This window comes from Pseudoalteromonas sp. Angola-30 (genome assembly GCF_028599215.1).
In the GTDB taxonomy this organism is placed as follows: domain Bacteria; phylum Pseudomonadota; class Gammaproteobacteria; order Enterobacterales; family Alteromonadaceae; genus Pseudoalteromonas; species Pseudoalteromonas atlantica.
In genome coordinates this window covers 64,469-85,834 of record NZ_JAQREI010000011.1, presented here as the reverse complement: position 1 = coordinate 85,834, position 21,366 = coordinate 64,469, and the positions used below count along the sequence as shown (strand labels likewise).

Annotated in this window: 19 protein-coding genes and 1 pseudogene; 12 read left to right on the top strand and 8 right to left on the bottom strand. The window is 40.4% G+C overall.

The annotated features are described in order from the left end of the window. Positions 1-54: 54 nt before the first annotated feature. The 4 genes and pseudogenes from queE (at position 55) to PSH54_RS13980 (ending at position 4,423) form a co-directional block, all read left to right on the top strand. Entirely contained in the window at positions 55-720 is a 666-nt protein-coding gene (queE, locus tag PSH54_RS13995) for a 7-carboxy-7-deazaguanine synthase QueE (protein ID WP_055255637.1), read from the top strand. Positions 721-1,998: 1,278 nt separating this feature from the next. Continuing rightward, on the top strand, positions 1,999-3,576 hold the full coding sequence (locus PSH54_RS13990) for a DUF4041 domain-containing protein (RefSeq protein WP_273606371.1): 1,578 nt from the start codon (positions 1,999-2,001) through the stop codon (positions 3,574-3,576). 190 nt (positions 3,577-3,766) lie between these two features. Continuing rightward, positions 3,767-3,847: pseudogene (locus PSH54_RS13985) on the top strand (twin-arginine translocation signal domain-containing protein); the annotation flags it as partial. 78 nt (positions 3,848-3,925) lie between these two features. Then, a complete protein-coding gene (locus tag PSH54_RS13980) occupies positions 3,926-4,423 on the top strand; it encodes a lactoylglutathione lyase family protein (RefSeq protein WP_273606403.1) in 498 nt (165 codons plus the stop codon). Positions 4,424-4,601: 178 nt separating this feature from the next. On the opposite strand, the gene bcp is transcribed toward PSH54_RS13980, so the two are convergent. Next, the gene (bcp, locus tag PSH54_RS13975) at positions 4,602-5,081 is read right to left on the bottom strand and encodes a thioredoxin-dependent thiol peroxidase (RefSeq protein ID WP_029774548.1); all 480 of its coding nucleotides are present in this window, start codon (positions 5,079-5,081) and stop codon (positions 4,602-4,604) included. A 10-nt stretch (positions 5,082-5,091) separates the two neighbouring features. Next, positions 5,092-5,628: a glycine cleavage system protein R gene (locus PSH54_RS13970; protein WP_029774547.1), complete on the bottom strand. Its 537-nt coding sequence runs from the start codon at positions 5,626-5,628 to the stop codon at positions 5,092-5,094. A 360-nt stretch (positions 5,629-5,988) separates the two neighbouring features. Here PSH54_RS13970 and bamC point away from each other — a divergent pair, with 360 nt between their 5' ends. Continuing rightward, positions 5,989-7,047, top strand: a complete 1,059-nt coding sequence (gene bamC / locus PSH54_RS13965) for an outer membrane protein assembly factor BamC (protein WP_029772477.1) — start codon at positions 5,989-5,991, stop codon at positions 7,045-7,047. Positions 7,048-7,117: 70 nt separating this feature from the next. Then, positions 7,118-8,488 (top strand): YjiH family protein, encoded by a 1,371-nt coding sequence (locus PSH54_RS13960; RefSeq protein WP_273606370.1) that lies wholly within the window; start codon positions 7,118-7,120, stop codon positions 8,486-8,488. Between the two features lie 121 nt (positions 8,489-8,609). Here PSH54_RS13960 and PSH54_RS13955 read toward each other — a convergent pair whose 3' ends face one another. Then, positions 8,610-9,146, bottom strand: coding sequence for an acyloxyacyl hydrolase (locus PSH54_RS13955; RefSeq protein WP_029772479.1), 537 nt, complete (start codon positions 9,144-9,146; stop codon positions 8,610-8,612). Between the two features lie 246 nt (positions 9,147-9,392). Here PSH54_RS13955 and PSH54_RS13950 point away from each other — a divergent pair, with 246 nt between their 5' ends. Together PSH54_RS13950 and PSH54_RS13945 are read left to right on the top strand one after the other, a co-directional pair. Next, positions 9,393-9,986 (top strand): MlaC/ttg2D family ABC transporter substrate-binding protein, encoded by a 594-nt coding sequence (locus tag PSH54_RS13950; RefSeq protein WP_273606369.1) that lies wholly within the window; start codon positions 9,393-9,395, stop codon positions 9,984-9,986. A gap of 210 nt (positions 9,987-10,196) precedes the next feature. After that, a complete protein-coding gene (locus tag PSH54_RS13945) occupies positions 10,197-11,534 on the top strand; it encodes an ankyrin repeat domain-containing protein (protein WP_273606368.1) in 1,338 nt (445 codons plus the stop codon). 295 nt (positions 11,535-11,829) lie between these two features. Here the strand turns inward: PSH54_RS13945 and PSH54_RS13940 are convergent, their stop codons facing one another. The 5 genes from PSH54_RS13940 to PSH54_RS13920 are packed head-to-tail and all read right to left on the bottom strand — an operon-like array spanning position 11,830 to position 15,350. Then, positions 11,830-12,273, bottom strand: coding sequence for a DUF2069 domain-containing protein (locus PSH54_RS13940; RefSeq protein WP_024034209.1), 444 nt, complete (start codon positions 12,271-12,273; stop codon positions 11,830-11,832). After that, positions 12,270-12,824, bottom strand: a complete 555-nt coding sequence (gene wrbA, locus PSH54_RS13935; protein ID WP_004589170.1) for an NAD(P)H:quinone oxidoreductase — start codon at positions 12,822-12,824, stop codon at positions 12,270-12,272. The genes PSH54_RS13940 and wrbA overlap by 4 nt, the downstream gene beginning before the upstream one ends. After that, positions 12,824-13,171: an arsenate reductase (glutaredoxin) gene (arsC, locus tag PSH54_RS13930; protein WP_029772483.1), complete on the bottom strand. Its 348-nt coding sequence runs from the start codon at positions 13,169-13,171 to the stop codon at positions 12,824-12,826. The genes wrbA and arsC overlap by 1 nt, the downstream gene beginning before the upstream one ends. A 54-nt stretch (positions 13,172-13,225) precedes the next feature. Continuing rightward, positions 13,226-14,683: a M48 family metalloprotease gene (locus PSH54_RS13925; protein ID WP_024034211.1), complete on the bottom strand. Its 1,458-nt coding sequence runs from the start codon at positions 14,681-14,683 to the stop codon at positions 13,226-13,228. Between the two features lies 1 nt (position 14,684). Further along, positions 14,685-15,350, bottom strand: a complete 666-nt coding sequence (locus PSH54_RS13920; protein ID WP_273606367.1) for a hypothetical protein — start codon at positions 15,348-15,350, stop codon at positions 14,685-14,687. Positions 15,351-15,497: 147 nt separating this feature from the next. On the opposite strand from PSH54_RS13920, the gene PSH54_RS13915 reads away from it, so the two are divergent. The 4 genes from PSH54_RS13915 to pgi all read left to right on the top strand — a co-directional run bounded on the left by PSH54_RS13915 (position 15,498) and on the right by pgi (position 21,302). Beyond that, positions 15,498-15,716 carry a hypothetical protein gene (locus PSH54_RS13915; protein ID WP_004589174.1) on the top strand — a complete coding sequence of 73 codons (219 nt, stop codon included), beginning with the start codon at positions 15,498-15,500 and terminating at the stop codon, positions 15,714-15,716. Continuing rightward, positions 15,709-16,785 (top strand): AI-2E family transporter, encoded by a 1,077-nt coding sequence (locus PSH54_RS13910; protein WP_004589175.1) that lies wholly within the window; start codon positions 15,709-15,711, stop codon positions 16,783-16,785. Before PSH54_RS13915 ends, PSH54_RS13910 begins: the two co-directional genes overlap by 8 nt. Positions 16,786-16,911: 126 nt before the next feature. Further along, complete coding sequence (locus PSH54_RS13905) at positions 16,912-19,137, top strand: aminotransferase class V-fold PLP-dependent enzyme (RefSeq protein ID WP_273606366.1); 2,226 nt, start codon at positions 16,912-16,914, stop codon at positions 19,135-19,137. Positions 19,138-19,655: 518 nt separating this feature from the next. Beyond that, positions 19,656-21,302, top strand: a complete 1,647-nt coding sequence (gene pgi / locus PSH54_RS13900) for a glucose-6-phosphate isomerase (protein ID WP_004589177.1) — start codon at positions 19,656-19,658, stop codon at positions 21,300-21,302. The last annotated feature ends 64 nt before the right edge of the window (positions 21,303-21,366 follow it).

Sequence of the window (21,366 nt, the reverse complement as noted above, 5' to 3'; positions counted from 1 at the left end):
TTTTTCGACTTTTATAGTAGCAATTTTGCAGCTAGGCAGTAAGTGAGATCTCTTTTGTACAAAATTAATGAAGTGTTTGAAACCATCCAAGGTGAAGCAAGTTTTACCGGCACACCCTCAATATTTTTGCGTTTGCAAGGCTGCCCAGTGGGCTGCGCATGGTGTGATACTAAACAAACTTGGGAAGTCGATAACGTGTACAAAGTATCGCTTGATGAAACGGTAGAAAAAAAAGCCGATTCAGATCATTGGGCCGATGCCAGCGCCGAGCAAGTACTTGAGCTGTTTAAATCGCGTGGCTATACAGCAAAGCATGTTGTAATTACCGGCGGCGAACCGTGTATGTACGATTTAAACCCAGTGTGTAAGCTATTGCACGATAACGGCTTTACGACACAAATAGAAACCAGCGGCACCTTTGAAATACTTGCCCCTGAGCAAACCTGGGTTACCGTATCGCCTAAAATTAACATGCGTGGCGGCTACGAAGTACTTACCAGCGCCATGAAGCGCGCCAACGAGATAAAGCACCCAGTAGCGATGCAAAAGCACGTAGATGAGCTTGAAGCGCTATTTGCCAAAACAGGTGTTAACCCGAAGCTTGTATACTTACAGCCAATCAGCCAAAAAGTGTCAGCCACCAAATTAGCCATCGACACCTGTATTGCCAAAAACTGGCGCTTATCAGTGCAGGTACATAAGTATTTAGGGATTAGCTAAAGCGCAAGGGCAGCTGTAAGTGCTTAGCTGTAAGCGATAAGCTGCTCGGCGTTAAGTTATATTACGTAGATACAAGGTTGGGTTGAGTGAAACGAAACCCAACACCATAACCCCATTACTCACTCTTTATATAAACCACCACACCAGCTTATTTAAACGCGTAGGTCGGATAAGCAAAGCGCCATCCGACACAGTAACTTATTTAAGTTTCGGCGAATATCAATAGCTAATTAATTTATGATGTATGAAGCCAAAATTTGACCCCTCAGGTTCTCTAGTAGGTTGGGTTGAGTGTAACGAAACCCAACACCATAACCCCATTACTCACTCTTTATATAAACCACCACACCAGCTTATTTAAACGCGTAGGTCGGATAAGCGAAGCGCCATCCGACGCAGTAACTTATTTAAGTTTCGGCGAATATAAATGGCTAATTAATTTATGATGTATGAAGTCAAGATTTGACCCCTCAGGTTCTCTAGTAGGTTGGGTTGAGTGAAACGAAACCCAACACCACAACTCCATTACTCACTCTATATATCAAGTACCACACCAGCTTATTTAAACGCGTAGGTCGGATAAGCAAAGCGCCATCCGACACCGTAACTTATTTAAGTTTCGGCGAATATCAATAGCTAATTAATTTATGATGTATGAAGTCAAGATTTGACCCTTCTGGTTCTGACCCTTCTGGTTCTCTAGTAGGTTGGGTTGAGTGTAACGAAACCCAACACCACAACTCCATTACTCACTCTTTATATAAACCACCACACCAGCTTATTAAAACGCGTAGGTCGGATAAGCGAAGCGCCATCCGAAAAGGCTAATTAATTTTTTCCCCGCAGTGATAGCATTTATTTTTTGGCAGGCGATAGCTAGTAGCTGATTGCATTACCTGGTTTTTCTTACAATTTGGGCAAAAGTAATTAATAACATTCACAATTAGCGCGATTGCAAAAATAAAACTGCCAATATAAAACGGGTTTGTATAAAACTGGCTACTCGCTGGTAAAAACATAAAGCCAATAACACATATAATCAATGCGACTAAATACACTCTAAACTTGATTGCCTTACTCGAAATAAAATTCTCCTTTTTTATCTTTTTTCAAATAGATTGGTATTTAGCCACTTAATTTTAAACAGAGAACTCTTATAAAACTACCAGCCCCATTATTTTCAAATGCTTTTAAGAGTGGGTTTGTATTGCTATACATTTATCAAGTACAGCTAATCTGTGATACGGTCTGTAGTTAATTTAATAAAAGGATTTAGATATGGAACTTCTTAGTTCAATACTCGCATTTGTAGTTTTAATCATTTGTTTTAGCTGGTACAGCACGGTTAAAAACCTAAAGCAGCAATCTAAAAAAAATATAGATTCATTGAATGACAAGCTTGATGTGTCAAGAGCAGAAATTAAGAACACATCAATTAAAAATAAAGAGTTACTTGATAAATACAGCCCAATTATTCAAGTAGAAAACTATATTAAAGACCTTCTAGAAAAAGCTGAGTTGGAAGCAAAGACTATAAAACAAAATGCAATGGATTTAGCGAATGACATTGAACTAGAAGCTGTTACTACAAGAGAAACCCTGAAAGGGTATAAAGCCGAAGGGAATCAAAAGCTTAAAGAAGCAAAAGAAAAAGCTGAGAAAATTCGCTTTGAGGCTAATCAAGAGGCAGATCGAATTACATCATTTGCAGTTCAGCAAGCTAAAGAAATTGCTGGTGATGCTTACGAGGCTAAAGAAAAAGCAGATATCTATGAACAAGCAATTAAAGCTATGCGAAATACTATCGATGGCTATAAAGACGACTACATAATACCAAATCACTCAGTTTTAGATGATTTAGCTGATGAATTTAGCCATAAAGAGGCTGGAGTCGAGTTAAAATTAATACGTCAAAACATCCGCCAAATGGTTAAAGATGGTTTTGCAGGCGATTGCGATTATGTCGAGCACCATAGAAAAACATACGCAATACATTTTGTGGTTGATGCTTTTAACGGCAAAGTAGATAGTGCATTATCCAAAGTAAAACACGACAATTTTGGGAAGATAAACCAAGAAATTTTAGATGCTTTTGCATTAGTAAATCACAATGGCGTACCGTTTCGTAGTGCGCGGATTAATGAAAAGTATTTAAACGCTCGTTTAACAGAGCTGAAGTGGGCAGTCGCGGTCAGTGAACTTAAAAGAATTGAGCGAGAAGAACAAGCTGAAATTCGGGCACAGATACGTGAAGAGGAAAAAGCGCTACGAGATATCGAAAAAGCAAGAAAAGAAGCTGAGAAGGAAGAACGATTAATTCAAAAAGCGCTAAAAAAAGTCAGGGAAGAGCTTTTAGCTGCTAATGATGAACAAAAAGCTGACTATGAAGCCAAGTTGTTTGATTTAGAAAATCAATTAAAAGAAGCTGAGGATAAAGGACAAAGAGCTATTTCTATGGCACAACAAACTAGACGTGGTCATGTTTATGTCATCAGTAACATTGGTAGTTTTGGTGAAGAAGTATTTAAAATAGGTATGACTCGAAGGTTAGAACCAATGGACCGTGTTAAAGAGCTTGGAGATGCATCTGTCCCGTTTTCTTTTGATGTTCATGCAATGATATTTAGTGAGGACGCACCAACTTTGGAAAAAGAACTTCATCGTCGTTTCAACTTATGCTCAGTTAATAAGATTAACTCAAGAAAAGAGTTTTTTAAAACAACGATATCTGAAGTGAAACAAGCTGTAGAAGTGAGTGGTATTTTAGATGTTCATTGGACGCTGAAAGCAGAAGCTGCTGAATATCGAGAAAGCCTATCCATAGAGAAAAGCATGCGAGAAAGCGCAATTGCATAATTACAGCCAATAATTCATATAGTGTTGATTCAAATAACACTATATGAATTAAATACTCCTTCCAACCACCATCACAAAACGTAATCATTAATATCATATTTGATAATTTTTTGTCCTTACTACATTCATTTATCATGGCTAATTAATTCCTTTAATTACATTTAACGCCTTTGCCGTTAAGGAACATGCCATGAGTAAAAAAGAGCTAAATCGAAGAGACTTTATGAAGTTATCGGCTGCTGGGTTGGGTGCGGCGGCGCTGCCTATGCTGTTTACAAGTTTAAATGCTAATGCCAACCTGCAAGCAGCTGATAAAGGCGAGCAAGCAAATGGCTTAGCTGATTCGCCAATGCCTTATCCGCGCACGTTTTCGCATATTGGTGTGTCAGTGCCAAGCCTAGAAAAAGCCGTTAAGTTTTATACTGAAGTGCTGGGCTGGTATTTAATTATGAAACCCACACAAATAACAGAAGATAAATCACCGATTGGTGAAATGTGTACTGATGTATTTGGTGCTGGGTGGGGCAGTTTTAAAATAGCCCATTTATCAACAGGGGATAGGGTGGGGGTTGAGCTATTTGAATTTAAAAATCAGCAAAACCCAAAAAATAATTTTGAGTATTGGAAAACGGGAATATTTCATTTATGCGTACAAGACCCTGATGTAGAAGGACTCGCTGATAAAATAGTGGCCGCGGGCGGAAAAAAGCGTATGAAAGCGCCGCGCTATTATTACCCAGAGGGAAAACCATACCGCATGATTTACATGGAAGACCCGTTTGGCAATATTTTAGAAATTTATAGCCACAGTTACGAGCTTATATATTCAAGTGGCGCTTATGGTTAATTAATTATGTAACGAGTCACTGTGCTTCACTGTACTTCATTGAATAAACGCTAATAAAAAAGCGTTGCCCTAGAGCAACGCTTTTGTATATTTTTTACAGCTTACAGCTTACAGCTTACAGCTTACAGCTTACAGCTTACAGCTTACAGCTTACAGCTTACAGCTTACAGCTTACAGCTTATTCCGCCGCTAAGTAATCTAAAACCACTTGGTGGTGATCTTTGGTTTTAAACTTATCAAATAAGTGTTTAATTTTACCGTCTTGGCCTACTAAAAATGTAAGGCGGTGAATACCATCGTATTCTTTACCCATAAACTTTTTGTAGCCCCATACGCCAAATGCTTCAGCAATGGCGTGATCTTCATCGGCGAGTAAATCAAAGTTAAGCTCTTTTTTAGTTTCAAAGTTTTTAAGGCGCTTAATAGGATCTGGGCTAATACCTACAACGCGGGTGTTAAATTGAGCAAGCTGCGCTTGTTGGTCACGTAAGTTTTCGGCTTGAACCGTACAACCCGGTGTAGAGGCTTTAGGGTAAAAGTACACCAGTACTTGTTGCTCTTTTAACAGCTCACTTAGGGTGACTGTTTCGTCGTTTTGATTTTGTAAGCTAAATTCTGGTGCTGTATCACCGGCTTGTAATGGACTAATTTTGTTCATGCTGTGCTCCTTAGCGAATACGTTTAAAAATATAATCTACGTTAAGACTGTGCGAAAGGTTTTCAAAGGTCACTTTAAATTGGTCTATATCAACCTCTACTGGGATATTAAACTCAATTTCGCAGCGCATTTTAGTGTCGGTTTCTTCATCGTAAGTGTCTGACTTTAATGAGCAGATACTAATGTGGTGATCGGCAAAAAAACGCGTTACTTTACTCAGTGTACCTGGGGTGTCTATCCCTGTGTATTCAAGGGTATAGCCTGCGCAAAATTCACTTTCGGTGTGGCGAGTGGTGCTGCGCTTCATCATGGTGAGTAGGCCTAGCTCCATGCCTTTAGTAGGCAAGGTGTGCTCTATGCGGCTAATGGCCGACATATCGCCGCTTAGCAGCATGGTAAAGGTAAATTCGCTGCCTAAAATAGCTATTCGGCTATCTATAATGTTGCAATGACAATCACTTACAAGCTGTGTAAGTTCGCTTACAATTCCCGGTCTATCTTCGCCAATAGCGGTTAAAACAATTTGATGATTTGAAAATGCAGTCATGAAGTTTAATACCTACGTTTTTTGAAATATAACAACCGAGTTGGTATAGCCCGCTGCGCATACACTACGTTGCACGGCGGCGAAGTTTAACACAAAAAGCACCCTAAACTACATAGGCGCTTAATTAAAGGCGCTTTAAAGCGTTGTGTTCCTTGTTTTTACTGGCACAGGAAAGTACCATAGCTAAAATTTGTCTTTTTGTTGTGATTGATTTTATAACACTTAGGTGTGAACTTTATTGCAATTAGACAGCCAAATAATAAATGTAAAGTTAATGTTGATTTTACACTGAACCAAATTCGGTATTACCCACTCATATACGTGTAAAACAATTAAAGGGTATGCTAAGGAGAAATATCTGTGCAGTATTGGATCCCAAAAGCACTTGCAGTGAGTGTATTGGTAAGTTTATCAGGGTGTAATGTTTTTATTAATGAAGCGCACAACGAACGCAATTATCGTACGCATGAAGGTGTTAAAACCCCGCCATCGTTATCTCAACCAGCGCAAGATCCGGTTTATAAAATGGATGTGGGCCAATACGATAACAACCCTGAGGCAACAAACTATCGTCCACCAGCACAGGTTTTAACTGTTGCTAAAGGTAGCTGGGTAGAAGAGGGCGATAAACAAGCGCGTATTTACTTTGATAAAAACGATGGCATTGTTGATTTAGATGAATTTGTTTGGGACTCAATTAAAGCGGTTATTGCCGAAAATAATGCAACAACCACAAAAGAAGATAAGCTACTTGGTATTATCGAAACCGACTGGTACTCAATAATTAAAGCTGAAGAGAGCTGGTTATGGGGCGATGAGGTAAGCGAAAACCAAGAGCGCTTTAGATTCACAATTGAAGAAAAATCGCATCAGCGTACTGCTTCGTTACGCGCTGAACTTATTGACTTTAAAGGTGATGATACGTTAACCGATTTACTTAAGCAGCAATTAGAAGTACGCGCGCTTAACCAAGTTGTGGCTGAATTTGATTATCGCTATCGTCAGTTAGAAGTAGAAAACCGCAAGCGCCAAGGTATTATTTCTTTAGAAATGGGCTTTGATAACAAAGGCAATGCTGCACTTGTTACTGAGCAATCATACGATGCAGTATTCGATCGCTTCTCGGGCTTTTTAGAGCGCCTATCGTTTACCATTGTTGAGATTAAAACCGATACCGGCTTAATAACTGCCGACTACAACAAGCCAGAAAGCAGTGTATGGGATTCTATTTGGGGCGACGAAGTTGCGCAGCTTCCAATTGAAGAAGGCCAATACCAAATTTTAGTGAGCAAAACTAAAGAAGGCGGTACAAGCTTAACCTGGATGGATGACAAAGGTGAAACACTTGAGCCTGGCACCATGAATGGTTTACAACAAGCGTTAGAAGCAGCACTTATTCAGCGCGGCATCAAAATTTAATAATTAATAATAAGTTTTTACTACAAAAAGAGCGCTTTGCTCTTTTTGTAGTTTTTATGGATTAAAAAATATGTCTCAGTTACCTCCTCGCGGGCACTATACGTGGCGCACTTGGTTTACTTTTTTAGTACCGTCGTTAATTGGTGTGTTTTTATTTATGACACCCATTCCTACCGCAGACGGGATGACCATTCCTATTGCGTTAATGGCTAAAGGCGTGCAAGCGTTGATGTCTGGCTCTGCGCAAGCAATTATTACCCTTATTATTTGTATTACTGGCGTTATGTCGGTGATCACCAAAGTATTTAAACCCGCCGCTATTTGCCAATCACCCCTGTTAAAGCATTTATTTGATGTAAGTGTAGTGTGGTTAGTGGTGCGTTTATTTGGTACGGCGTTTGTGCTAATGACCCATTTAGGGTTAGGTAGCGAGGCAATTACCTCTGCAAACACAGGCGCTTTGGTATTAAACGACTTATTACCTGTTTTGTTTTCGGTATTTATACTGGCCGGTTTATTACTGCCTTTACTAATTAACTTTGGGTTATTAGAGCTTGCAGGCACTATGCTAACCAAGGTAATGCGCCCTGTATTTGGCGTACCTGGGCGAAGTGCAGTTGACTGTACTGCGTCGTGGTTAGGTGATGGCAGTGTTGGTATTTTAATGACCGCAAGGCAGTACGACCAAAAGCACTACACGCAGCGCGAAGCCGCTATTATTGGTACTACGTTTTCGGCGGTTTCTATTACCTTTAGCTTGGTGGTTTTAGGCCAAGTGAAATTAGAGCACTTATTTGCCCCATTTTATGCCACCGTATGTTTAGCCGGTGTGGTTGCCGCTATTATTGTGCCGCGCTTACCGCCACTTCGCTTTAAAAAAGATTTGCTTATTGATGGCAGTGAGCCAAATCGCGATGCTGAGGCTATCCCATCGGGTAAAAGCTTAGTAGGGCATTCACTTGATGTAGCATTAGCAAAAGCCAATAACTCGTCGGGCTTTAAAGGTACCTTAAAAGAGGGTGTACATAATGCGCTTGATATGGTGTTTGGTGTACTGCCTGTTGTAATGGCCGTAGGAACATTTGCACTTATTATTGCTGAGCACACGCCGGTATTTCAATATTTAGGTATGCCGTTTGTGCCATTTTTAGAGTGGTTACAAGTACCCGAAGCACAGGCCGCGGCACAAACTATTATGGTGGGATTTGCCGATATGTTTATTCCGTCAATTTTAGCTGCGGGCACCATTGAAAGCGATGTAACTCGCTTTATTATTGCCGCAATGAGCGTCACTCAGCTAATTTACATGTCTGAGGTTGGCGCACTTTTACTGGGCAGTAAAATACCGGTAAACATTGTTGAGCTGTTCGTTATATTTATTTTACGTACACTTATTACGCTGCCGGTTATTGCCTTAATGGCGCATTGGTTAGTTGGCTAGTAGTGTATTTTAATTATAAAAAGCCCTGATTTATCAGGGCTTTTTTGTGGCTAGTTATTTCAATTTAACCTAATATTTAACCACTTTTAAGTGGCAAATTGATACTAAATACGAATGAAGATTAAAAACGCCTTGCCACTGAAAGAGTTAAAAAGTTTAAACCTGGGTTAGGCTCTTTAAATCCGGCGTTTGAGTAATGAATAACCCGAAGCGCTACGTTTGTGTGGCCAAAGTCTGCAACTAGGCCAATACGGTCTTCAAATTGGTAGTGAGTACTAATATTTTTGCCCGCAAATTTAGTTTCATCAATAAGCGATACGCCAATACCTGCCTCAATATAAAACGGGGTATTATGAAAACTAAAAGCAGGAAACTGCAGTACGGGCGACATAGCCAAAACAAGATTAGATTGCGAGTTGTCACCATGGCGGTATTCCCACATATTAACGCTGGTTTCAAAATAAAAGCGCGCATCGCCCACTAAGTTTTGTAAGCTAGGGGCATGATATTGATAAGCCAGCTTAACGCCATTCACGTTGCCTTCGCCCTTGAGAACATCTACGGCGTAACCATGATTAGACTGCGCAAACGCTGTGTTACCCCATACTGAAATAACTAAAAATAGAATAAGTGTGAAAGTTTTATATACCGTTTTCATAACTGCCAAATTGGTGTGTGAGTCGAATGAGTAAATAAATGATAAGGGCGGGCCATTCACATTTTCAATGAAGACAAAATGCCGCTTGTTTATGGGGTGTTAACAGGGAAGGCTTAACTATTTGAAAATAAATAGTTTATTTAATTGGTGCTGTTTTGGCATTAATAAGGTGCATTTTTGTGTCTGTTTTTGTGGCTTAAAATCGCGTAATTTAGCCACATCTTAATCACACACATGGTCACGCTCATGAAACTTTTTAACACTATTTTTATTGCTGTTGCCTTTTTTAGCAGCGCGTTATTTGCGCAAACGGCGCAGTCGCCTCAACATATGCTTGAGGGCGTTGCCGATACACTTTTTAGCGATATTGCAAAAGTAAATGCACAAGGCGATGCAAGCAAAGCCGACATGGCGCGCATTGTAGAGACGCGTTTAATGCCAAACATAGATATTAAGTTTGTGTCGTTTAAATTGCTTGGTAAGCACATTAAAGGCATTGAGCGTGAGCAAGCTGTACGCTTTATTGATGCGGTAGAGCATTATTTAACAGGTACTTACGCAGGTGCGCTAATGAAGTACACCGGCCAGCAAGTGGTATTTGAACAAGATACCGCGAAAAGCGACTCTGAGTACGCGACGGTTAAAACGCAAATTATTGAGCCAAACGCGCCCGTGATTGATCTGCATTTTAAGCTGCGCCAAGGTAAAGATCAGCAATGGAAAGTTTACGACATTGTTGCCGAAGGTATTTCGCTTTTAAGCGCTAAGCAAAAAGAGATCATTCAACGTATTTCTGATGTAGGTTTAGAGCAAGTAATTACCGAGCTAAAAAATAAATAGTTCACTTCCTGATTAAGACCCTCTCCAACCACAAAAGCAGCCGCACTAAAGTGTATTGGCTGCTTTTATATTTTCTTAATATTCATCTACTTTAAGCTCGCAGCAAAAAAAAGGTGTGATAGAATATCACCACGTCGATTAAGCGTGGTGTCAGCTAAAAACTGCTATAACTGACGCCTCATCAAGCTACACTGGAGTTGTGCTGTTTTAATGGAAAATGTACTGATTTGGCCAAAGGAATACCCATTACTTATTAAAGGACTTGTAGAACAAAACGGTGCCTTTATTTTAGATGCTTTAGAAGCTTGGCCTGCATGTCGTTCTACTATTGAAGATGACGGTGTATGCACCACTGTGCTACCACCCATTTACTATTTGATATGGTTAACCCCGCTTGAACCCTTTGAAGAGTGTTATTTTCAGCATATTAGTGAATATGACGAAGATGCGCACGCTTACATTGCTGCTGTTAAAAATCATTATTTAGATAACGAATACACCAGCGAATCAATGGCGCTAATGCTGTGCCAGCGCCTAGAAAAATACGCCAGTGTGGCGGCGCAAAACGCACTTGATACGCCGCTTTCGTTGTTTAGCTTATTATTTAGTAAACGCTATTTTTCGTTAATTGAACATGCCCTAAATAGTGGCAGCAAATTAAGTGCACACGATACGCTAGCACTGTGGCAAGAAGTTGATTTTAGAGAGCGTTTAAGTGCTTTTTTACCTGAATCGGTTGCTGATTTAAACGAACTTACAGAGCTTGCCAGTCAAAAAGTAGCAAACGGTAAAGACTATTTTACGTTGTTAACGCAAGTATCGCCTGATGTAGATTCTATTGTATTGCTTGAAAAAGCATTACTTGCTCATTTAAGCCAAAAAAGCGCAAAGCAAACCATGGCGATGCGTTTTATAGAGCAAGGTGCCACTGGTACATTGACTGATGAAAACAATAAAACAGCGTTTATGTGGGCAGCCGAAAAAGGCTATGTAAATGTGATAGAAACTCTGTTGGCTAAACAGGATCAAAAAGCGCAAGACACCTTAGGCAATACCGCACTGCATTATGCAGTGTTAGCTAAAAACGAAACCCTTATGGTGCTATTACTAAAAGCTGGTTACGACTTTAGAGCACGTAATAACGAGGGCTTAAGCTGTTACCGGTTAGCAGTAAGTATTAAAGCAAGCAATTTAGTTAAATGCCTTGAGCGCGATTTTGGTATAAAAGAGCTTTCGCCAGAAGGGCAGTTTAACCGCATTAAAAAGGTGCACGCCTTACACGCAATTGTCACTATTTTATTGCCATTGCAGCTGTATTTCTTTTTTGATGAAAGCATTGCCATAAAAAGTGAGCTGACTTTAATTTTTACATTGATTGCATCGGTGTGTTTTTTCTTTGCGGCGAGCTTAAAGCGCTGTGCGCTCTATCCACATATAAAACACCCGTGGGGATTATTTGTGTTGCGTGTTTTTTCGTTGTTAAGCTTAATAGCTCAGCTTGGATTAGCCAGCATAGTTGCACTGGCTGCACTGAGCGAATTAGTGTAGCGACTGCCATTGCAAACTAAAAGCCTAAAAAAAACGCGCTTACATTGTTATGTTAAGCGCGTTTTTTGTATGTATAAGCTATTATACCAATCCGCAATAATATCTAATCATTTTGCGGGGCTAAACGTGTCGCTATCTGCGTTAAAAAACTCTCATTTAGAACAACTAAATAGCGAATTTTTTGCCTTGCTATCAACACGTTTTTCCATCCTCAAAATAGATCACTTACTTATGCGGATTGGTATTATTTCAACTTTCAACTTTCAACTTAAATAATTTATTTTGCGAATTAGTATTATTTATTGTATTCGTTAGCGGCTTTTTCCTCTGCGAGCTCTTCTTTAAGCTTACGTATTTTTAAGCCTTGCTCTTGCCCACGGTGCCTTGCGTAATATGTGCAGCCAATAAACATGGCAGAGGCAAATACAAGCTCTAATAACACCCATATTAGCTCATCAGGTGCAGCCCATAACATGGTTAAGCCATGTATAAAGTACAACATAACAACAAAGTTAGCCCAAGCGTAAGTGTAAGTGTTGTCTTTAATAAAGCCTCTTAAGGGCAACAGTAAAGGGATTATAGGCACAAACAAGGATACAACACTTGCGTTGCCATTTAGCGGAGGTACAAAGTACATCCACAGAGGAAATAAAAGTAATAAACCCACATAGCCAAAAATAGCGGTGCGCTGAAATTTTACAGTAATTGGCTTTTTAGCAGGGGTGTCAGCGGTATTCATTGAAGTTTTCTCGCAATGTGAGTGAGGCGTTTACCAACGCTTTGGCATATTTTAATTTCGTCTTTACTTAAAGTATTCGTATTACTACTGCCGGCTACATGTGTTGCCCCGTAAGGTGTGCCGCCGGTTTGCGTAGCTAGTAACTCTGGTACTTCGTAAGGTACCCCTAATAACATCATGCCGTGGTGTAGTAGCGGCAATGATAAATTAAGTAAGGTGGCTTCATTGCCGCCATGCATACTGCTTGATGATGAAAACACACAGGCTGGTTTATCTATTAACTGGCCTTTTAGCCATAGATCGCTGGTGGTTTCCCAAAACGTTTTTGCTTGCGATGCCATCATGCCAAATCGGGTAGGTGTACCAAACGCAAGGCCGTCGCAATTTATTAAATCATCTTTTGTAATTACTATATCGTGCGGATTTTTAGCAACAAAGGTACGCAATACGGCTGTGGCACCCTGTTGCTCTATAGATTCGGCTATTTCGTGCGCCATAGCCTCAACCGAGCCATGGCTTGAGTGATACAGGACAACAATGCGAGTCGTCATTATAATACGCTTAATACGTTTTCAGGCGGACGGCCAAGGGCTGCTTTACCGTTGTTTTGTACAATAGGGCGTTCAATAAGTTTAGGGTTGTCTACCATGGCGTTTATTAGCGCTGACTCGTTGGTTTCTTCTTTTAGGTTAAGCGCTTTGTATGCATCTTCTTTTGTGCGCATTAGCTGGCGAGCTGAGCTAAACCCTAATTGTTCTAAAAGTTGGCTTATTTGCTCATGGTTAAGCGGTGTTTTTAAATACTCTACTACGCTTGGTGTTACGTTGTTTTGTTCTAGTAATGCGAGGGTTTCACGCGATTTAGAACAACGTGGATTATGATAAATAGTAACTGACATACAATTAGTTCCAAAATGTAATTTGCCGCTATTTTAGGGCAAGCGCTGACAGACTTAAAGCCTTGCCAGCTCTTTTTGTAAACGGCGATACTGAGTAAGCAAGGCTTTTAGGCGTTGCTGTTTAACCAGCTCTGTGGGTTCTACGAAGTTAAGCGCTTTTTGGATTTCGTCTGCGGCTTTAATATACGCGCCATATTGCGATAACACATCAGCATTGGCCTCGTGATAAGCGGCAAGCTTGTCTTGCTTTTTATAGGCATCGGCTAATAGCTGTTTACCTAAGTTGTGGTCGGGTTTTTCAAGTAAAAAGCTTTTTAAAATGTTTTCAGCTAGTTCAAACTGCTCAGCCTCTAATGCTGCATTTGCATAGTTTAAAGTAATAACTTGGTTGTTAGGGCGATAGTTGTTTAGTTCAGCCAAAAATTTTACCGCTTCGTCGGCTTTTTTTTGCGCTATTAGTAAATCGGTATGGGTATCGATATAAAATAAATTTTTAGGACTTTGCGCTAATAGCGGCTCTAAAATTTCGGCGGCTTCATCTAGTTTATCTTGATCAAGTAAGCTTATGCCCAAGCCGTATTTAAGCGCGGTGTTGTTGTAACTGTTTTCGCGCATTAATTTTTTAAATAACGCTTCGGCATTTTCGGGCTTATTGGCATAACGAGCAAGTACTCGGCTTTTTGCTAAATTAAACTCAAGGCTTGGGTTTAAATGGCGCACAGGGAATTGCTCTGCACGTAGGCGTACGTCAGATACACGGCTCTCTGGCAATGGGTGGGTAAGTAAAAAAGCGGGTGGTTTGTACTTATATCTTATTTGCGCTGAAAGTTTAGTTAAAAATTCACTCGATGCACGGGCGTCAAAACCGGCGTTATTAAGGGTTTGCATACCAATTCTGTCGGCTTCTTGCTCGGCAGCACGGCTGTGAGTTAGTTGGCTAAACGCGGCTTGGGTTTGGTTAGCCGAAATAATAGCAATACCTGCGTCGGGAGCAACCACGGTGGCTAAGATACCGGCTATCATGCCTGCAATAGTCAGAGCGCTGTTATCTTGTTGTTGCTGAATACGACGAGCTAAATGGCGCTGAGTTACGTGCGCTATTTCGTGCCCAAGTACAGAGGCAAATTGGCTTTCGTTATCTGATTGCGCAATAAGCCCAGTATGCACACCAACATGCCCGCCGTAAAAAGCAAAGGCGTTAATTTCGTTGTTATTTACCCAAAAAAACGAAAAAGGAAAACGCACGTCGTTTGCATTAGCCACAAGTTTTCGGCCAAGTGTGGTTAAGTATTCGTCTAAAACGGGGTCGTTTACTACCGGTGATGAGCCTCTTATTTGCATCATCATCACTTCGCCAATGGCTTGTTCTTTTTCAAGTGGCAAAACTTGTAGCGCAGACGTGCCTAAATCGGGTAGCGTAAAGTTTGTTTGTGCCTTTAACGGCTCACTAACCAGTAGGCTAAAGGTAAGCGCGGCACTGCATAAAGTGATAAAGGCTGATTTTAGCTGCATTTTATTCCTTGTTAATTTGTTCACCAATGGCAATTTTTGCTATGTCAATTTCATCGCTGCTTGCACGGCTGTCTTTTTCGCACAATTGGTAGAGTTCTTTTATTGTGACTCCATCAAGCTTTACAACGTTCAATTCCTGCTGCAAAAATTTAATAATTTTATGTACTACCTTATGTGCATGTAAAATAATGGCTTTATCAGCCTTGTCGCCGCGCTCAAAATAAAAGCCAATAAACTTATGGAGCTGATTTATGCGGATCAGGTTTTTCATTGAATGCGGATCCCATACTTTAAACTCCATAAAGCGGTTATCTTTAACGTATTGATCAATAATTATATCTTTAGCATAGGGTTGCGCCCAAAGCTCAAAGCCACGGTCGGTAAATACTTGGTGTAGCGCTATACGCGGCTTATGCTTGGTGTGTATTTCACCAAAATCATCTTCATAGCCTTCAAGTAAGTCTAAGTTCCAATTGCGTTTATTGATCAGGCTTTTTACAGCGTTATCAAATCCGTGCTCCAATATTCCTTCAGATTCGCTGACCGAAGAAGCAACAAGATGATAAAAAGGCGGGAGCTCTCCCCAGTTTATCTGCTTTTTATACCAATTAATCTCTTTGAGAGTTGGATTACTAGGTAGTTGCGCTTTATTATGCGTGCCAGGCATTAACTTATCCTTACTGCTAATTATGTTATAAGGATAAACCATTGCAGGAATGGTTTTAAGAAAAAGTTACTGCTGTTCACATTTTATAAATAGAATGACCGACAATATGCGACTTATTATTCATTTTACTTAGCGAGTAAAGTAGTTATGTTAGAGTGCGATTTAAAAAAATTTAAATGCCCACAACAGTTTGTACAATTTAAATTAGCGCTTCGTAATGCGCAGTCATCTAATAAGGCAATAACGTTTAGTATAAATAACGATGAAAGCGCAGATGATATTACGCGTTTTTTAAGCAAAAATGCATATACATATAAATTTGATCAACACCTAGGACTATTACTAGTGGAGCCATTGCATGTTTGAATACGTTAAAACATGGTACGAAAGAAAGTTCTCAGATCCTCATTCAGTCACCTTACTTTTTTTACTCATTGCCTCTGTGGCATTACTGTACTTTTTTGGCTCGTTAATTGTTCCTGTGTTAGTGGCATTGGTGATTGCTTATTTACTTGATTGGCCGGTTGTACACTTAGAGCGCTTTGGGTTAAAACGCTTTAGTGCCACAGTCATTGTAATGCTGATATTTACCGGGGTTATGCTTACCCTTATTTTGGTTATTGGCCCCGTACTTTGGAAGCAAACCAGTAATTTAGTACAAGAAACCCCACACATGGTAGAGCAAGGTAAGTCATTTTTAATGGCCTTACCGCAGCAATACCCCAGTTTAATTAATGCCGAGCAGGTCCAAGCTATTGTGGCAAGTGTAGAAGCAAAGGCGCTCGAATTTGGCCAAGTTATTGTCTCGTTTTCACTTACTTCGCTAAAAGATGTTGTGGCATGGCTTATTTATTTGGTGCTCGTACCCTTACTTGTATTTTTTATGCTTAAAGACAAGCTTGAGCTTACAAGCAGTGCCGCTACGCTTATTCCGCAGCAGAGACGGTTAATTTTGCAAGTGTGGCACGAAATGAACCAGCAAATAATGAATTATATTCGAGGCAAAGTATTCGAAATTTTAATTGTGGGTGGCACCTCGTTTATTGCCTTTACTGTACTTGATTTACGTTATGCAGCTTTACTTGGCGTGTTGGTTGGGTTTTCGGTGTTAATTCCGTTTGTAGGTGCGGCATTGGTTACTATACCGGTTGCGGCGGTGGCGCTGTTTCAATTTGGTATCGAAACGCAGTTTTGGACCATATTAATAATTTACGGGGTCATTCAGGCGCTCGATGGCAATGTATTAGTGCCCTTGTTGTTTTCTGAGGCCGTTGATTTAAATCCCGTATTTATTATTGTTGCAGTGCTATTTTTTGGTGGCTTATGGGGATTTTGGGGCGTGTTTTTTGCCATTCCGCTCGCATCGCTTGTAAAAGCGCTAATAAATGCCTGGTCATCTACGCATGGAGAAATAACAAAAGAGCGGGCAGAGTAACGTACTTTTAGTTTAAAAAAGCATAGTAAACGCACCTAAGTTACTAATTGATTATTACCCAATGAGAACAAACTTATGTACTATTGGGTATAAGATATATTTTTTAGTAATAAAGGTGCATTTTTAATGTCTGAGTTTTTATTGCACGATGAACAAGCAGCCCAAGTTTATCTTGATGCAAACGCTACAACACCTGTTTTACCCTGTATTGCCGATGTGGTGTCGCACACCATGCAAATTTGTTTTGGTAACCCTTCAAGCCCCCATATTAGCGGTATACAAGCTAAGTATTTATTAGAACAAACAAGGCAAAATGCACGCCATGTTATTGGTGCGCCCGATGGCGATATTCTTTTTACCTCAGGCGCAACGGAGGGCATACAAACAGCCATTGTTTCAACGCTCATTCATGCTAAAAATCATACGATTAAAAACCCTGTATTATTGTACGGGGCAACTGAGCACAAAGCGGTGCCTAATACGTTAAAACATTGGAATAGCGTTTTAGGCATTAACGCCCAATTACTGGCTATTCCTGTTGATAGTAAAGGGATTTTAGATTTAGCGTTTATTAGTGAGCACATAAATAACGCGCTAATGATTTGCACCATGGCGGTTAATAACGAAACCGGTGTTTATCAAGATTTAAACGCTATAGAACATACTATTCGCAGCCGTAATAAATCAGTGTCTTGGATGGTTGATTGTGTACAAGCCTTAGGTAAACAAGCGCTAGCGCTTAGTAGTACCAGCATAGATTATGCCCCGTTTTCGGGTCATAAACTCTATGCACCAAAAGGTATTGGTTTTTTATACATTAAAAATGGCAGTGCCTATACGCCATTTATTGCGGGGGGCGGGCAAGAAAGCGGCATGCGCTCTGGCACCGAAAACCTACCAGGCATAGCAGGGCTTAACAAACTGTTTAACTTGCTGCTAGATAAAAACGATGACACGTTTAAGTCGGTTGAGGTATTAAATAGCTACAGAGCGCAACTGCTTAATGCGCTGCAAAGTACCTTTGGTGATATAACCTTTAATCACGATTTTTCACATTCTGTACCTACCACCCTTAATTTTGCTGTTGATACGCTCACCTCCAAAGAGGTTATTGATTTATTTGACGCAGCAGGCATTAGAGTGAGCGGTGGTTCGGCATGCAGTACAGGGGCAACACGCAGTTTTGTGCTTGATGCAATGGGGGCAACTAATTGGCAAAGTGAAAACGCCATTAGGCTGTCTTTTGGACCTGCTGCAACCGAGCAGCAAATTAGCCAAGCATGCAAGCGAATATGCTCGCTAAAGGCGGTATTAGAGGCCAATTGCTTAATTGTTTCTGACAGTGCCTCGCCAAAGCAAGAAGTATGCGCGCTAGGATTAACACAATTTAGGCATAAAGGGGCGTGTAGCTGGCTGTATGTTAGTGACGATGACAGCGCTGTTATTATTGACCCGGTAATAGAGCTTATTCCGCGCTTTGAAAAAATAGTGAGCACACAACAGCTCAACGTAAAAGCAATTTTAGATACCCACCAGCACCAAGACCGTCCAAGCGCAGTGGCTTTGTTAAATGAAGTACTGGGCACAACGCATGCGCTGCAAAATAGCATTGAGCTTGGTACAAAAACGCTAACCATAAAGCCAACCCCAGGGCACAGCAAAGACAGCGTTAGTTATTTATTAAAAGAGCGCACCACAGGCCATATTGATTATTGTTTTTGCGGTGATTTAATTTTACCTGCAGGACTTGGCAATACCTCGCTTGAAGGGGGCATTGCAACGCAAATGGCACACTCACTTATTACCCTTGCTGAGCAAATAAGTGACGATACGGTTATTTGTTCGGGGCATGACTATCAGCAATGCTTTGCCATTAACTGGCGTACTGTACGTGCACAAACGCCTTTGCTTAGCCCGTTATTAAATGGAGAACTAAGTACGGCGCAATTTGCACAGCTAAAAGCACAACACGATCAGCTACATATGCAAACTAGTAACCAATTGTGTGGCTATGTACAGGCGGCGGTGCAAACAGACACTAAGCAGCTAGACTTTACGCAAGCTAAAGCGTTACTAACGCAAAAAAATGTGTATTTAATTGATACCCGTGAGCCGTATGAACATGGCGCAATTAATGTGGCGGAGCTTTTTGCCGCGCCTTTATCTAATACGCTTAATATTTCACTTAGCCGTATGGCTAACGCCATAGTACAAAATCAATTAAACCCGCAGCACACCTATATATTACTGTGTAGAAGCGGCAATCGTTCTAAAATTGCAGCGGCAAATTTACAGCAATTAGGCTTTGCGAATATTTATAACGTAGCGGGTGGCTTGGCGTTGGTGAGCTAATTATGGGCCTAGTTTTGAGGATGTTTTAACCACCTATAAAGCTAGGCGAGTGCATACGATGCATTTTATGCTTTGGGCCTATAATGTTTCGAAGTTTAATTTGCAGCAGTGTGTTTGGTATTTTTATATGGATGTAAGCCACTAGCGTAACGTAGGAGCAGTTACTGAGCCCACTAGAGAACAAACCTCGCGGCAGGATTAAATTGTTCCTAGTTTGTACAAATTTTAATCCTAAAAGGTCAACAGGCCCTAATTCATGAATATTTAATAAATGTTGTTTAAACTATTAAATGCTTAAAATTTGTGGGTAATTAATTCATAAAATTTTTATGATACCGGTGTCAAAAGTAAAAAATTGCGTTATTATCTGCATCATAAATTATAAAAACAGCATTTTTATTGCTTTTTTCGTTATACTAAGCGCTTGCTTTTTTACTAGCACTACGCGCAATTAGCGAAGTCTTTTTACCTAAAACTGTTTTTAAATCATTAATTTAAATATTTTAGAGGATATTTACATGTCTAATCGTTCGCAATTAGCAAGTTGGCAAGCACTGCAAAATAGTGCCGCGCAGATGAAACAAACCCATCTAAAAACGTTATTTGCACAAGATGATACACGATTTGATGCATTCTCTACTCAGATTCCGGGTGTGTTGTTTGATTATTCAAAGCAGCGTATTGATAAAACTATTTTTGCACAACTCATCGAGCTTGCTAAAGAGTGTGACATTGCCTCTTGGCGCGACAAGATGTTTAGCGGTGAAAAAATCAATATTACAGAAGAGCGTGCTGTTCTTCATACTGCTTTACGTAATCGTGCCCATACACCTTTAGTTGTTGACGGCGAAGACGTAACACAAGCGGTTGATAACGAATTAGCTAAAATTAAAACCTTTGTAGAAAAAGTACGCAGTGGGCAATGGGTAGGCTACACAGGTAAAGCAGTAAAAGATGTGGTAAGCATTGGTGTAGGTGGTTCAAACCTAGGCCCGCAAATGGCAACCGAAGCGCTAAAAGCACTTGCTGATGACACTTTAAATGTTCATTACGTATCTAATGCTGACGGTGTTCAAATTGCCTCTGTGTTAAAAGCAATTGACCCAGAAACAACCTTGTTTGTTATTTCATCGAAAACATTTACCACATCAGAAACCATGACCAACGCCAAAACGGCCGTTGATTGGTTTTTACAAACAGCAAAAGATGACAGCGCCATTGCTAAGCATTTTGTTGCTGTTAGCACAAACTTAGAAAAAACCGCAGCCTTTGGTATTAGCGATGAAAACGTATTCACTATGTGGGATTGGGTAGGGGGTCGCTTTTCACTTTGGAGTGCGATAGGCTTACCTATTGCGTTATACCTAGGTTATGACGCGTTTGAAGCTATTTTAGAAGGCGCATTTGAAGTAGATGAGCACTTTAAAGCAGCCCCATTTGAGCAAAATATTCCGCTTATAATGGCACTACTTAGTGTATGGAATACCAGCTTTTTAGGCTTTACGTCGCAAGCTATTTTACCGTACGACCAAGCGCTTCATATGTTACCTGCGTATTTACAGCAAGGTGAGATGGAAAGTAACGGTAAACACGTAAACTTTGCAGGCGAAACCGTACCTTATACAACGGTTCCTATTATTTGGGGTATGACCGGTATTAACGGCCAACATGCGTTTTATCAGTGCTTACACCAAGGTAATGTAATTGTACCTGCTGATTTTATAGCCTCAGTTAAGCCGCAGGTAGCCGTAGATAAGCATCACGATATTTTATTATCTAACTTTTTAGCGCAAACAGAAGCAATGATGAGCGGTGTAGATGCACAGCAAGTCACAGAAGATTTAGCCGCTAAAGGTAAAACACAAGCGCAAATTGATGAGTTACTAAATCATAAAATTCATCAGGGGAATCGCCCTACAACATCTATACTGCTAGATACAGTTGATGCAAAAACAGTAGGACGCTTAATTGCGCTGTACGAACATAAAATTTTCTGCCAAGGCATAATTTTAGAAATTTGCTCATTTGATCAATGGGGTGTAGAGCTTGGTAAAGGCCTTGCCTCTAAAATTGAAAGCGAACTAACCGATGACAGCGTAAAACACGCCCACGATAGTTCAACAAATGGCTTAATCGCGTACTACAAGCAACACCGTACGCAGTAATATATTCGCTTATGTAAATAAGCAAACCGAGTACCTTTGAACGGGTAGCGCTGGAGTTCTTAGG

Coding starts and splice junctions, on each gene's coding strand:
- PSH54_RS13960 (WP_273606370.1), top strand. CDS start 7,118: ATGTCTCAGTTACCTCCTCGCGGGCACTATACGTGGCGCACTTGGTTT.
- PSH54_RS13980 (WP_273606403.1), top strand. CDS start 3,926: ATGCCTTATCCGCGCACGTTTTCGCATATTGGTGTGTCAGTGCCAAGC.
- arsC (WP_029772483.1), bottom strand. CDS start 13,171: ATGTCAGTTACTATTTATCATAATCCACGTTGTTCTAAATCGCGTGAA.
- pgi (WP_004589177.1), top strand. CDS start 19,656: ATGTCTAATCGTTCGCAATTAGCAAGTTGGCAAGCACTGCAAAATAGT.
- PSH54_RS13970 (WP_029774547.1), bottom strand. CDS start 5,628: ATGACTGCATTTTCAAATCATCAAATTGTTTTAACCGCTATTGGCGAA.
- PSH54_RS13915 (WP_004589174.1), top strand. CDS start 15,498: ATGTTAGAGTGCGATTTAAAAAAATTTAAATGCCCACAACAGTTTGTA.
- PSH54_RS13955 (WP_029772479.1), bottom strand. CDS start 9,146: ATGAAAACGGTATATAAAACTTTCACACTTATTCTATTTTTAGTTATT.
- PSH54_RS13940 (WP_024034209.1), bottom strand. CDS start 12,273: ATGAATACCGCTGACACCCCTGCTAAAAAGCCAATTACTGTAAAATTT.
- PSH54_RS13920 (WP_273606367.1), bottom strand. CDS start 15,350: ATGCCTGGCACGCATAATAAAGCGCAACTACCTAGTAATCCAACTCTC.
- PSH54_RS13945 (WP_273606368.1), top strand. CDS start 10,197: ATGGAAAATGTACTGATTTGGCCAAAGGAATACCCATTACTTATTAAA.
- PSH54_RS13990 (WP_273606371.1), top strand. CDS start 1,999: ATGGAACTTCTTAGTTCAATACTCGCATTTGTAGTTTTAATCATTTGT.
- PSH54_RS13910 (WP_004589175.1), top strand. CDS start 15,709: ATGTTTGAATACGTTAAAACATGGTACGAAAGAAAGTTCTCAGATCCT.
- PSH54_RS13925 (WP_024034211.1), bottom strand. CDS start 14,683: ATGCAGCTAAAATCAGCCTTTATCACTTTATGCAGTGCCGCGCTTACC.
- bcp (WP_029774548.1), bottom strand. CDS start 5,081: ATGAACAAAATTAGTCCATTACAAGCCGGTGATACAGCACCAGAATTT.
- wrbA (WP_004589170.1), bottom strand. CDS start 12,824: ATGACGACTCGCATTGTTGTCCTGTATCACTCAAGCCATGGCTCGGTT.
- PSH54_RS13950 (WP_273606369.1), top strand. CDS start 9,393: ATGAAACTTTTTAACACTATTTTTATTGCTGTTGCCTTTTTTAGCAGC.
- PSH54_RS13905 (WP_273606366.1), top strand. CDS start 16,912: ATGTCTGAGTTTTTATTGCACGATGAACAAGCAGCCCAAGTTTATCTT.